Below are 12,233 nucleotides of genomic sequence, written 5' to 3'. Positions count from 1 at the left end.
GTGGCGGCCCTCGTCGTGTTCAGTGTGGTGCTCCTGGGTTCAGGGGCGCGTCACTTGTGTTCAGGGACGCGTCACTTCGAGCCGGAGCCCTCGAAGCCGTGGTGGCGCGCGTCATCCCCGTCGTTGTTCCAGTCGAGGAGTTGCACTTCCGGCTCAGCGCGGAGGCCGGGGTCGCGGCGAGCACCGCGGTGCCGGCGACGGTCGCGCCGACCAGGGCGTTCCTGCGCGGCGTTCCTGCGCGGCGGTGATCATTTGGGTTAGTGATCCATTGCCGTGCGTTCGGCATGCGTTCCGCTGATCATCACTACTGCTTCACCGAACGCGTACGTCGGGCGTAGGCGCGGGCCGCTCGGGCGCGGTCGCCGCAGCGGGTCGAGCACCAGTGGCGGCGGCCGTGTCGCAGCAGGTAGCGGTTGCAGGGGGCGGAGCCGCAGGCGGTGAGGCGGTCGGCGTCGGGGCCGGTGAGCAGGTCGGCGGCGTCGGCGGCGAGGGTCGCCAGGGCGCGCTCGACGATCTGCGTGACGGGGTGGGAGGCGGCCCGGTACAGGCCGCCTTCAGGGGTCCAGTGGAGCAGGGTCGCCGCGGGTGCCCTGGTCAGGGCCTCGTTGACGGCGGTGAGCGCGCTCGCCGGGGGCGGGCATCCCTCCACCCGGGCCGCGAGCAGGGAGCGGATCTGCTCCCGCAGGGTGCGCAGTTGGGCCGTACACATCTCCTGGAGTCCTGCGTCGGCCGGGGCGAGGTCGTGCGCGAAGAGCCACTGGTTGGCGGCGGCGGGGGTGCCGAGGAGGTCGGTGAACTGGCCGCCGGGCAGGGCGATGGCGCTGTTGGCGAAGTCGAGGGCGGGGTACTGGTCCGCGCCGGGGGCGGGCGGCGGTGTTGGCATCGACGTCGACGTCGACGTCGGCTGAGCATCTGCCGGCACCTGCCGCTTGGCGTCTCCCGGCGCCAACTCCCCGGCGATCGCAGTCTCCTTGAGCTTCACATGTCTCATGGTACGTCTTGCCCTCATCCGTGAGACAGGACTACCGTTCCTCACGGATAACTCAACCCCCATCCGTGAGGTGTGTTTCTGCATGGCTGCTACCACGGCTGCTTCCGGCACGGCCGGCGACCAGCTCCCCGTACGCGTCTTCGGCGGCCCGACCGCTCTCTTCGAGTACGGCGGGCTGAGGTTTCTCACCGACCCCACCTTCGACGCTCCCGGCGACTACTTCCCGGTGCCGGGCGGCCCCGGCCTGACCAAGACCGCGCCCGCCGCCTGCTCCCCTGCCGACCTCGGCGACGTCGACGTGGTCCTGCTCTCGCACGACGAACACCCCGACAACCTCGACGACTCCGGCCGTGCCCTGCTCGCCGACGTACCGCTCACCCTCACCACCCCGGGCGGCGGGCGGCGCCTGGGGGACAGCGCCAAGGGTCTCGCCGACTGGGAGTCCATAGAGCTCGAGCGGCCCGGCGGCGGACGCGTGACCGTGACGGGCGTGCCCGCCGTCCACGGTCCCGGGCCGCGCGTGGAGGTCGAGGCGGTGACCGGCGAGGTCGTCGGTTTCGTCCTGACCGGGGAAGGGCTTCCGACGGTCTACGTCAGCGGCGACAATGCCTCGCTCAGTGCGGTGGGGGAGATCGCAGAGCGGTTCGGTCCCGTGGACACCGCCGTGCTGTTCGCCGGCGCTCCCCGCTTCCCGTTTCTGTTCGACGGTGCGCCCATCGTTCTCGACAGCGCCCAGGCCGCCGAGGCCGCCAGGATCCTGGGGGCGCGCAAGGTCGTTCCCGTCCACTTCGACAGCTGGGCCCATTTCACCGAGGGGCGCGACGAGTTGGTCTCCGCCTTCGCCGAAGCAGGGCTCGCCGACCGGCTCGACCTGATCTGAAGCGACGTATCACGACACCACAACAAAAGCTCGACGATCACCCATGTCTCCCTCCGACAAAGGGAGTTACCGTGTGACGATGCTCTAGCGTGAGTCTCCCGGACAGGTCGGCATCGAGATTCGGTTGGTCAGGTGACAGAAGCTCTTCCGATGCGCACGGTGGTCATCCTTACGGCACTTCGGCTGGAGTACGAGGCCGTACGAAGTCATCTCACCGACCCTCAGACACGGTGGCACGCCGACGGCACCTTCGTGGAGGTCGGGTCCCATCAGGGCGACCACGCCACCTGGCGGGTCGCCCTGGCCGAGATCGGCGAGGGCAACCAGGCCGCCGCCGCGCTGACGGGGCAGCTGCGCGCCTGGCTGCAGCCCGACGCGCTGTTCTTCGTCGGGATCGCGGGCGGCGTGAAGAGCGACATCCAGCTCGGGGACGTCGTCGTGGCGACCCGTGTGCACGCGGTGCACGGCGGCAAGGAGTCCGCGGACGGCTTCAAGTCACGCCCACGGAGCTGGGAAGCCTCGCACCGGCTGCTGCAGGCCGCGAAGTTCGCTCTGCGCGGCCCGCGGTGGCAGGGCACGGTGCACTTCAAGCCGGTCGCGGCCGGCGAAGTCGTGCTCAACAGCCCGGACTCCGCCCTCGCCGCGCAGCTCGACGAGCGGTTCAACGACGCCGTGGCCATCGAGATGGAGAGCGCGGGCGTCGCCCAGGCGGCCCACCTCGCCGGCACGCTCTGGCTCACCATCCGCGGCATCAGCGACAAGGCCGACGGCCAGAAGCACATCGCCGACGCCGCAGGTTCCCAGCCGGCCGCCGCCGGGAACGCGGCCGAGGCCGCCTTCGCCGTCCTGAGCGCGCTCAAGCCGGCACCGCCCGGTGAAGCGCCGCAGGTCGAAGCGCTGCCCGTCGAGGCGCTGCCCGGTGCAGCACCGCGTGTCTCAGCGCCGCCCGGTGCAGCGCCGCCTGTCTCAGCGCCGCCTGTCGAAGCGCCGCCCGGCGCAGCACCACCCGTCGAAGTGCCGCCCGGTGCAGCACCGCCCGTCTCAGCGCCGCCCGTCGAAGTGCCGCCCGTCGCAGCGCCACCCGGTGCAGCACCACCCGGTGCAGCACCACCCCCTGAAGCACGGACCGGCCAAGCGCCGCCCGTAGATCCCGCCCGTGAGGCCCCGACCGGGCAGGCGCCCGTCAGCCAGGCGCAGAGCGAGCCGGCCCCGGAGCGGCAGGCGAGCGAGCCGGCCCGCACCCCGACACTGCCGACCGGCATCAACACCGGCACCCGCACCCCCACCGGCACCGACACGGGCACCACCCCCCTTCCCCCACGCCCCGCCGAACCCCACCCCCACCCCCAGCCCCGCACCCCTTCCCCACCCCCCAGACATCGGCTCGGCGCCAAGCTGCGCTCAAGACGCAGACCTCTCCTGATCTCCGCGGCGTTCCTCGCCCTCGCGGGCATCATCACGCCCATCGTTGTCTCGTGTCAGGGCGGCGGCGCGGACGACAAGGGCCCGGCATCCCCCGCCGCGCTCCCGAGGTGCTCGGACGCGGACACCACCGTGCGGATCGCCGCGTCCGTCGATCTGTCGGAGTCCCTGGAGAAGGCGGCGAGCGACTACGGAAACCGCCGCGGCGCAGGCAAGTGCACCAGGGTCCAGGTCGTCGGGGTCAATTCGGGCACCGCGATGCGCGCGCTCGCCGACGGGTGGGACGAGTCCGACGGGGACAAGCCCAACGTGTGGTCGCCCGCCGGGAGTTCATGGCTCTCGCTGGCCCGCAGCCGCGCGAAGGAGACGGCGAAAGAGCTGTTCCCCGAGCAGGAGCAGGCGAAGCCGATCGCGCAGAGCCCCCTGACCATCGCGATGCCCAAGCCGATGGCCAAGGAGCTCGGCTGGCCCGAGCGGACGATCAGCTGGAAGGAGCTCGCGGACTGGTCGAAGGACGCCGACGGGTTCTGGAAGGAGCACAACCGGCCGGAGTGGGGCGCCTTCAAGCTCGGCAAGACGAACCCCGGCTACTCGACGTCCGGACTCAACGCCACCGTCGCCGCCTTCTTCGCCAAGACCGGCACCAGCAGCGAACTGAGCACCCCGCACATCGACAAGCCCGCCAACCAGGACTTCGTCAAGAGCATCGAGAAGTCCGCGGTCCACTACGGCGACACGACACTGACGTTCCTCGCCAACCTCCGCGAGGCGAGCGAGGCGGGCCCGGACAAGGCCATGTCGTACATCTCCGCCGTCACGCTGGAGGAGAACACCGTCGTGGCGTACAACGCCGGGTATCCGTGCGGGGCTCCGAGCGACGACAAGGGCTGCGCGAGGACCAGCAAGCCGCACACCCCGCTGGCCTCCTTCTATCCCAAGGACGGGATCCCGTTCTCCGAGCACCCCTACATCGAGCTCAACGGCATGACCGCGGCACAGAAGGCGGTCTCCGGTGACTTCCTCGACTATCTGCGCACCCCCGCGGTGTTCAAGAAGCACTTCGCGCCGTACGGCTACCGCACCCACGAAGGCAAGGTCCTCAAAGGAACCGGGCAGGTCGCCGAGGCCAACGGAGTGCTGCCCGACGCCCCCTTCACTCCCATGCGGCTGCCCGAGGGCGATGTGCTCGACCGGCTGCTTGAGCTCTGGCCCACGCTCCGCAGGCGCGCCAACGTCCTGACCGTCATCGACACGTCCGAGTCGATGAACAGCGAGGTGCCGGGCACGGGCGACACGAAGATGGAGCTCCTGAAGCGGGCCGAGCCCGCCCTGTTCGGGGAGTTCTACAAGAGCGACCGGGTCGGCCTCTGGAAGTTCTCGGATGCCGACGTCCTCGGCGGCGGCCGCGACCACAAGGAACTGGTGCCGCTCGGCCCGTTCGACGGAAAGCTGTCCGGCGGCCCCCGCTCGAAGGCGCTGACCGACAACGTCACCGGGCTTGAGCCGGGCGGCGCGACCGGCCTCTACGACACCCTGGACGCCGCCGTGAAGACGCTGCGCGAGGACTACGACCCGGCGGCCATCAACGCGGTCGTGCTGCTGACCGACGGCGTCAACGAAGACAGCAACAGCCTGTCGCTCGACAAGCTCCTGAAGCGGATCGGCGATCGCGGAAAGCCGCAGATCCGGGTGTTCACGATTGCCTACGGCGACAAGGCGGACGAGAAGGACGCCGGGGGCAGGACCGTCCTCCAGGAGGTCGCATCGGCCACCGGAGGACGGGCGTACGACGCGAAGAACCCCAAGATGATCAATGATGTGATCACCAGCGTGATCTCCAATTTCTGAGAATCCCGTTTCTGAGCATCTAGCTTCTGAGAAACCGGATCGCCGGGCGCCCGTCCGTGGTCCCGGTCACCACCGCCCGCACCCCGTACACCTTCGCGATCAGCTCCTCGGTGAGCACGTCGGCGGGGGTGCCCGCCGCGTGGGCCGTGCCCTCGTGCAGGACCAGCAGGTGGTCGCAGAACATCGCCGCCAGGTTGAGGTCGTGCAGGGCGACGACGCTCGTCACGGGGAGGTCGGCCACCAGGGAGAGCAGGTCCAGCTGGTGGTGGATGTCCAGGTGGTTGGTGGGCTCGTCCAGGAGGAGTTCGCGGGGGTTCTGGGCCAACGCGCGGGCTATCTGGACGCGTTGGCGTTCGCCGCCGGAGAGGGTGTGCCAGGACTGGGCGGCGCGGTCGGTGAGGCCGGTGCGGGCAAGGGCATCGGACACCGCCTCGTCGTCCTGCGCCGACGGCGGGGACCAGGCCCTGCGGTGCGGGATGCGGCCCAGGCGTACGACGTCTCGTACGGTCAAGTCGACCTGGGTCACGGAGTGTTGGTCGACGACGGCCACTCTGCGGGCCACCGTCCGGCGGCCGAGTTCCGGCAGCGGGCGGCCGTCCAGGGTGACCACCCCCGAGGCCGGGGAGAGGACACCGGCGAGCAGGCGCAGGAGGGTGGACTTGCCCGAGCCGTTGGGGCCGAGGAGGCCGACCGTCGCGCCCGGCGGCGGGGCGATGCTCACCCCGTCGACGATGAGGCGGCCGCCCGCCCGGCGGCTGACCCGGTCCGCTCGCAGTCCGGCGGTCATAGGGCGGCCTTCCGCGTGCGGTAGAGGACCAGGACGAACGCAGGGACGCCGATCAGGGACGTCACGACTCCCACCGGCACTTCCTGGGGGTCAAGGACCGTGCGGGCCAGTGTGTCCACCCACACCAGGAACACCGCGCCCGCCAGCGCCGTGACCGGGAGCAGCCGCGCGTGCCCGGAGCCGACCACCGCGCGGGCCGCGTGCGGCAGGACAAGGCCGACGAAGCCGATGGCGCCCGCGCTGCTGACCAGGACCGCCGTCAGCAGGGCGGTGACGGAGAGCAGGATCAGACGGGTGCGGGCCACGTGGACGCCCAGCGTCGCCGCCGCGTCCTGGCCGAACGCGAAGGCGTCCAGGGTGCGGGCCTGCGCCAGGCAGACGGTGAGCGCCGCCAGGAGGACCGCGGCGCAGATCCATACGTCCGTCCAGCCCACCCCGCTGAGCGAGCCGAGCAGCCAGAACAGCACCCCGCGCGTCGTCTCCGCGTCGGCCGCCGTCAGGATCACGAACGAGGTGAGCGCCGAGAACAGCTGCATGGCCGCGACGCCGGAGAGCACGACGCGGTCGGCGCTCCCGCCCAGCGCATGGCTGAGCAGCAGGACCAGGGCGAAGGAGCACAGGGCGCCGGCGAAGGCGCCCGCCGAGACCGACACGACTCCCCCACCGACCCCGAGGACGACGACCACGACGGCTCCCGTGGACGCCCCGGAGGAGACGCCGAGGACGAAGGGGTCCGCGAGCGGGTTGCGCAGCAGGGACTGGAGGACCGTCCCGCAGACCGCGAGGCCCGCGCCGCACACCGCGGCGAGCAGGGTGCGCGGCATCCGCAGGTTCCAGACGATGCCGTCCCGCAGCGGCGTGAGCCCCGTCTCTCCCCCGCCGAGGTGCGCCACGACCGCCGAGAACACATCCGGTACGGAGATGGCGGCGGGGCCGATGGTGACGGCCACCGCCACGGAGAGCGCGAGCGCGGCGACGCCCGCCGCCCACAGCAGGGCGCCCCGCGCGAGCGTCACTTGGCGAGCCCGAACTCGCGTAGTGCGTCCGCCACTTGCTCCACTCCGTCCACCGTCCGGATCGTGGGGTTCATCGCCTGGCCGCTGAGCAGGACGTACCGCTTCTTCTTCACGGCGGTCAGATTCTTGGTGACCGGGTTGGACTCCAGGAACTCGATCTTCTTCTTCGCGCTCTCGGCCGTCTGCGACTTGCGGGTGAGGTCGCCGATGACCAGGACGTCGGGGTCACGGTCCGCCACCGTCTCCCAGTTGATCTGGGGCCACTCCTCGCGGGTGTCGTCGAAGACGTTCTTGGCGCCGAGCTCGCGCGTGATGATGCCGGGGGCGCCGCAGCAGCCCGCTATGTAGGGGGCCTTGGAGTCGGAGAACCAGTAGAGGAGCGTCGTGTCGGAGGCGTCGATGCCCTGCTTGGCCTTCGCCAGGCGGGACTTCAAGCCGGCGACCAGGCGCTCGCCGCGCTTCTGGACCCCGAACGCCCGCGCCAGGTCGCGCACTTCGCCGTACACCGTGTCCATGGTGAGCGCCTTGACGCGGCTGCCGTCGCCGTCGCCGGTGTTGTCCTTGCCCGCGCAGTCGGTGGGCGAGACGTACGAGGGGACGCCGAGCTCGGTGAACTTGGCGCGGTCGGCGACGCCGCCCTTGCTCACCGTCGCCAGGAAGGAGGCGGTCACGAAGTCCGGCTCCTGGGCGAGGACCTTCTCGAAGGACGGGTAGCGGTCGGAGAGCCGGGGGACCTTGGCGTTGTCCTTCTCCAGGCCCTTCAGGACCGGGTCGGTCCAGGTGCCGGTGCCTGCCATGCGGTCGGCGAGGCCGAGGGAGAGCAGGATCTCCGTGGAGCCCTGGTCGAGGGAGACCGCCCGCCGCGGCGGCGCCTCGATCTGCGACTTCTTGCCGCAGGAGGTGAGGGTCAGCGGGTAGCCGGCAGCCTTCTTGTCCGTGGTGGAGGGCGTCGACGAGCCACCGCAGGAGGTCAGCGTGACGGCCAGGGCCATGCCGAGGAGGACGGGTATACGTACACGACGGGCTGTGGAGGACACACGATCCCTTGAGTCTCATGGCTCATACGCGGAGCCTGGCCTGCTTGATCACCTCCGCCGCCCGGTGCGCGGACAGAGGTGCCAGCAGGTCTTCGGACTCGGGGATCGGCCGGGCGGGGCGCCTTCCCAGGCGTCCGTGGACGCCCAGTGGCCGTGGCCCCGCCCGTTCCCCCTCACCGCTGCGCGTCAGTTCCGGATTCGCACCGGATTCCCTGGCCCTGGTGTGGGTTTGACTGGCGTGCGCAAATTATCACGCGGGCCGGGGCGAGCCGCGGTAGGTGCCGAAGGACCACTTGTTGCCCTCGGGGTCGGCGATGGCGAACTCCCGGCTGCCGTACGGCTGGTCCTCGATCTCGCGGATGATCTCCACTCCGGCATCGGTGAGGCGCCCATAGAGATCGTCGACATGGTCCGTGACGACGTACGCGCCGAAGGTGCCCGGCTTGAGGCACCAGGCCTCGGCCTTCTCGTCGTACGAGCCGAGCATGATCGCCCCGCCCTCGGGCCAGTCGAGCTCGGCGTGGGCCACGCGGTCGCCGTCCTCGTAGACGGCGGTGCGCAGGAAGCCGACCGTGCCGACGAGGAAGTCGATCAGGGCGGGTGCGTCGTGGGCCTGGAGGGTCGGCCAGACGTCGGGGGCGCGTCCCGCGGGGGTGGCTGCGGTCTGGGTCTGCTGCTTCTCGGTGGTGTTCATGGCTCCTACTCTTCGCCTCCGCCATGGCTCCCGGCTTGGATATTCCGGCACTCTTCGGCCAGCCAGCCGCTGGGGCTCGTGCCGGTGTACTGCCGGAAGTCCCGCACCAGGTGGGAGTGGTCGAAATAGCCGCAGTCCGCGGCGACCCGCGCCAGATCGGGCGCGGCGCCCGCGGCGACGGAGCGCACGACGGTGTTCCGCGCGCGCTGGAAGCGCATCAGGCGGGCGGCCTGCTTGGGGCCGATCCCCGTCTCGGCGCGGAAGAGGGCGGTGAGCCTGCGCTCGCTGAGCGCGACGTGCCGGGAGAGACCGCCGATCGTGCCCGCGCCCCGGTGCCTGGCCAGCCAGGCCCAGGCCTCGGCGACCTCGGGGCGGACGGATCCGCGGGCGTCGCCGGCGGCAACCCGCTGCCTCAAGTAGGCGGACAGGGCGGCGAATCGCTCCTCCCAGGTGTCCCGCTCGCACAGCAGCTCCCGTACGTCGGCGGCGCGGCGCCCCATCACCTCCGTGCCGGACGTGACGATGTCACCGGCGAGCTCGGCGGCCGGTACGCCGAACAGGGCGCGGGCGGCGAGCGGATGCACGGCGAGCTGGATGCCCGCCTCGTGCTCGGGCTTGACGACGTACGCCGGTGACTGGTGCAGACCGCCGAGGACGATGTCCGTGCTGATCGCGTCGGCGCCGCCCGCCTGCTCGGGGGTGAGGCCGCTGACGACCGGGCCGTCGAACGAGAAGATCAGGGTGAGATACGGGGAGGGCAGGCCGCGGTGCAGGCCAGGCAGCTCGCCCGTGGTGCGGTAGCCGACCGCGGACACGACCATGCCGTCGAGCCGCGGGACGGCCCGCACGAACTCGCGGGAGCCGGTCTCCATACGTTCCAGTATGCGATGCACGGGGCCCGGGCGCGGGGCGGAAGCGTTCGATGCTGCTACCCGCGCGGGGCCGGTCCATGCCCCTCACGACCGGTGACGTCGATCATGGGAATCTGCCGTCTGACCTCGTACGATGACCCGCCGCTCCGGACGGGGCGCAGACCGCTCTCAGGGGGCAGAAACATGGCAGTAGGAGCAAAGGGCAAGCTCGCGGTTCTCGGTACGGCGGGCGCGCTCACCGCGGCGGTGCTCGCGGGCGTGGCGCTCTGGCCGGGCACGGAGGCGACGGCGGCCGACACCTCGGTCAAGACCGCGGCCGAGCTGCCGCACTGGCCGAAGCCGGTCGCCGCGAAGCTCGGCAAGGTGATCTCGGAGAACGGCCACAAGGGTGCGTACGCCGTCTTCGACGCGGACAACACGACGTACCGCAACGACCTGGAGGAGGCGCTCCTGCCCTTCCTGGAGATGAAGGGGGTGCTGACCCGCAAGTCGATGGACCCGTCGCTGAAGGTCATCCCCTTCAAGGACACGGCGCAGCACAAGGAGAGCCTGTACAGCTACTACAACCGGCTCTGCGAGGTCGACGACCAGGTCTGCTATCCGTGGGCCGCGCAGATCTTCTCCGGTTTCACGCTGAAGGAGCTCAAGGGGTACGTCGACGAACTCCTCGCCTACGACAAGCCGATCCCGGCCGAGTACTACGAGGACGGCAAGCTGACCAAGACCGAGGTCGAGGCGCCCGAGTTCTTCACCGGCATGCAGGAGCTCTACAAGTCCCTGCGGGCGCACGGCATAGAGGTGTACGTCGTCAGCGCGGCCAGCGAGGACCTGGTGCGGATGGTCCTGTCCGACCCCAAGTACGGCTACAACGTGAAGCCCGAGAACGTCATCGGCGTCGGCCTGCAGCTCAAGGACCGCAAGACCGGTGAAGTCACCAGCTCCCGCAAGGAGATCGCCGAGGGCCGCTTCGATCAGAAGAAGCTCGCGGGGCGTGAGCTGACGCCGAACCTGTGGGCGCCGCTGACCTGGTTCCAGGGCAAGCCGGCGGCCATCAACACCTACATCGACGAGTGGAAGAAGCCCGTCCTGGTGGCCGGCGACACCCCGGTGAGCGACGGCCCGATGCTTTTCCACTCCGCGGATGTGCAGCACGGCGGGGTGCGGGTCTGGGTGAACCGCAAGGACAAGTACATGCAGCAGCTGAACGAGATGAAGCGGACCAACGCCGACCGGCAGCGTGAGCTCGGCCAGAAGGTCACCGCCGACAAGCGGTGGCTGACGGTGGTGCCGGACGAGATCCGCTAGGCCTCGGCCGCCCCGACCACGCCCGTGGCCATCGCCTCTCCCAAGGCCGAGTGATCCGCCGCGTTCTGGGCCACGTACCGCAGCGCGAAATCCGCCACGGCGCGGTCGAACGTGTCGGCGCCGCCCAGGTACGCGGCGATCGCGATCCGGTCGCCGGAGCGGGCGTGCGCACGGGCCAGGGCCGTGCCGCACAGGCCCGCGTAGCGGGACAGTTCCGAGGGCTTCATGGACGACACGTCCGCCGAGCCCTTCATGTCGCGGAGCTGGCGCCAGTAGAAGGCACGCCCCTGGGGGCCGGTCATCCAGCCCAGGAAGATGTCGCCCGAGGCCTGCAGCAGCCGCTGCCCGGCGACGACCCGGTGACCGGGGTGGCGGTAGGGGCCCTGCGGCAGGTGCTCCTCCAGGACCGATCGCAGCGCCTCCTTGATCTGGAGGAAGAGCGGGTCGTCGGCGTCGCGGCCCGCAAGCAGGACGATGAAGCAGCGGGTGCCGACGCTGCCCACCCCGACCACCTTCCGCGCCGCGTCCACGAAGTGGTACCGGTCGAGGAGGAGCCTGCGCTCCTCGGAGAGCGTGGAGCGGTAGTCGCCGAAGATCTTCCGCAGCGCCGCCATGTCGGGCACGCCCACCTGCTCCAGGAGCGGCGGATCGTGGATGATGCGGCGCTCTCCGTCCACCTCCTCGGTCAGCTTGCCGAGCGCCTGGAGGCTGGTGCGCTGCCGCGCGCGGTCGAGGGTCGCCGTCAGGCGCTTGCGATCGCGGGTGGAGCCGATGAGCGTCAACAGGCCGTGGGCGTCTATCTGTTCGTACCAGACGGCGAGTTCGCCGAGCCCGGCGAGGCGTCGCATCGAGGTCCGGTACGCCGTCACCGCCGCGAGGGCGGCCTCGTGGGCGGCGGGCTCCGCGTGGCCGTTGTCGCGGGCCGCCACGGCGACGCTCGCGGCCAGGCGTTTGACGTCCCATTCGAAGGGGCCGGGGTAGGTCTCGTCGAAGTCGTTGAGGTCGAAAAGCAGGGTGCGTTCCGGCGAGGCGAACAGGCCGAAGTTCAACAGGTGGGCGTCACCGCAGAGTTGGACCGTCAGGCCGCTGTCCCGCTGGACGGCGATGTCCCCCGCCATGACGGCGGCCGCGCCGCGCAGGAAGGCGAAGGGGGAAGCGGACATCCTGCCGTAGCGGATGGGGAGGAGTTCCTGGACGCGGTCCTTGCCCTGGCGTTCCAGGACGGCCACCGGGTCGGGGCGGTCGGCCGAGGGTATCCATGCGCCGTGCGAGGAGCGGGACGCGCGTTTGCGGGCCGCCTTGCCTAGCCGCGCGCGTTCGGCCGGGGTGGTCATGGCCCTCTCCCCTCTCCGATGGTGGCTCCCGGCAACAGCCTCCTCTC

At 70.8% G+C, this 12,233-nt stretch carries 12 protein-coding genes, 1 pseudogene and 1 riboswitch; of the genes and pseudogenes, 5 read left to right on the top strand and 8 right to left on the bottom strand.

Annotated features, from left to right (window positions below):
- Positions 1–56 precede the first annotated feature (56 nt).
- A complete protein-coding gene (locus tag OG453_RS13605) occupies positions 57–248 on the top strand; it encodes a hypothetical protein (protein ID WP_266867750.1) in 192 nt (63 codons plus the stop codon).
- 56 nt (positions 249–304) lie between these two features.
- On the opposite strand, the gene OG453_RS13600 is transcribed toward OG453_RS13605, so the two are convergent.
- Positions 305–883, bottom strand: coding sequence for an ABATE domain-containing protein (locus OG453_RS13600; protein ID WP_266869851.1), 579 nt, complete (start codon positions 881–883; stop codon positions 305–307).
- 190 nt (positions 884–1,073) lie between these two features.
- Here OG453_RS13600 and OG453_RS13595 point away from each other — a divergent pair, with 190 nt between their 5' ends.
- Together OG453_RS13595 and OG453_RS45350 are read left to right on the top strand one after the other, a co-directional pair.
- On the top strand, positions 1,074–1,871 hold the full coding sequence (locus OG453_RS13595) for an MBL fold metallo-hydrolase (protein WP_266867749.1): 798 nt from the start codon (positions 1,074–1,076) through the stop codon (positions 1,869–1,871).
- 150 nt (positions 1,872–2,021) lie between these two features.
- Positions 2,022–2,708: pseudogene (locus OG453_RS45350) on the top strand (nucleosidase); the annotation flags it as partial.
- Between the two features lie 19 nt (positions 2,709–2,727).
- Here OG453_RS45350 and OG453_RS45345 read toward each other — a convergent pair.
- Positions 2,728–2,952 (bottom strand): pentapeptide repeat-containing protein, encoded by a 225-nt coding sequence (locus OG453_RS45345; RefSeq protein ID WP_353962300.1) that lies wholly within the window; start codon positions 2,950–2,952, stop codon positions 2,728–2,730.
- Between the two features lie 599 nt (positions 2,953–3,551).
- On the opposite strand from OG453_RS45345, the gene OG453_RS45340 reads away from it, so the two are divergent.
- Positions 3,552–5,141 carry a substrate-binding domain-containing protein gene (locus OG453_RS45340; protein WP_353962299.1) on the top strand — a complete coding sequence of 530 codons (1,590 nt, stop codon included), beginning with the start codon at positions 3,552–3,554 and terminating at the stop codon, positions 5,139–5,141.
- A 19-nt stretch (positions 5,142–5,160) separates the two neighbouring features.
- On the opposite strand, the gene OG453_RS13585 is transcribed toward OG453_RS45340, so the two are convergent.
- The 5 genes from OG453_RS13585 to OG453_RS13565 all read right to left on the bottom strand — a co-directional run bounded on the left by OG453_RS13585 (position 5,161) and on the right by OG453_RS13565 (position 9,547).
- The gene (locus tag OG453_RS13585; RefSeq protein WP_266867747.1) at positions 5,161–5,928 is read right to left on the bottom strand and encodes an ABC transporter ATP-binding protein; all 768 of its coding nucleotides are present in this window, start codon (positions 5,926–5,928) and stop codon (positions 5,161–5,163) included.
- Positions 5,925–6,944 (bottom strand): iron ABC transporter permease, encoded by a 1,020-nt coding sequence (locus OG453_RS13580; RefSeq protein WP_266867746.1) that lies wholly within the window; start codon positions 6,942–6,944, stop codon positions 5,925–5,927. Before OG453_RS13580 ends, OG453_RS13585 begins: the two co-directional genes overlap by 4 nt.
- On the bottom strand, positions 6,941–7,936 hold the full coding sequence (locus OG453_RS13575; RefSeq protein WP_266867745.1) for an ABC transporter substrate-binding protein: 996 nt from the start codon (positions 7,934–7,936) through the stop codon (positions 6,941–6,943). The genes OG453_RS13580 and OG453_RS13575 overlap by 4 nt, the downstream gene beginning before the upstream one ends.
- 110 nt (positions 7,937–8,046) lie before the next feature.
- A riboswitch (cobalamin riboswitch) is annotated at positions 8,047–8,234 on the bottom strand.
- The gene (locus OG453_RS13570) at positions 8,232–8,675 is read right to left on the bottom strand and encodes a VOC family protein (RefSeq protein WP_266867744.1); all 444 of its coding nucleotides are present in this window, start codon (positions 8,673–8,675) and stop codon (positions 8,232–8,234) included. It overlaps the preceding riboswitch by 3 nt.
- Positions 8,676–8,680: 5 nt before the next feature.
- Positions 8,681–9,547 carry a helix-turn-helix domain-containing protein gene (locus OG453_RS13565; protein WP_266867743.1) on the bottom strand — a complete coding sequence of 289 codons (867 nt, stop codon included), beginning with the start codon at positions 9,545–9,547 and terminating at the stop codon, positions 8,681–8,683.
- A 183-nt stretch (positions 9,548–9,730) separates the two neighbouring features.
- On the opposite strand from OG453_RS13565, the gene OG453_RS13560 reads away from it, so the two are divergent.
- A complete protein-coding gene (locus OG453_RS13560; protein WP_266867742.1) occupies positions 9,731–10,852 on the top strand; it encodes an HAD family hydrolase in 1,122 nt (373 codons plus the stop codon).
- Here OG453_RS13560 and OG453_RS13555 read toward each other — a convergent pair.
- The gene (locus tag OG453_RS13555; RefSeq protein WP_266867741.1) at positions 10,849–12,186 is read right to left on the bottom strand and encodes a DUF2252 domain-containing protein; all 1,338 of its coding nucleotides are present in this window, start codon (positions 12,184–12,186) and stop codon (positions 10,849–10,851) included. The genes OG453_RS13560 and OG453_RS13555 overlap by 4 nt on opposite strands.
- Between the last annotated feature and the right edge of the window lie 47 nt (positions 12,187–12,233).

It is taken from the genome of Streptomyces sp. NBC_01381 (genome assembly GCF_026340305.1).
Lineage (GTDB): Bacteria > Actinomycetota > Actinomycetes > Streptomycetales > Streptomycetaceae > Streptomyces.
The sequence above is the reverse complement of the archived record's forward strand: the minus strand, read 5'-3'. Positions and strand labels throughout refer to the sequence as shown.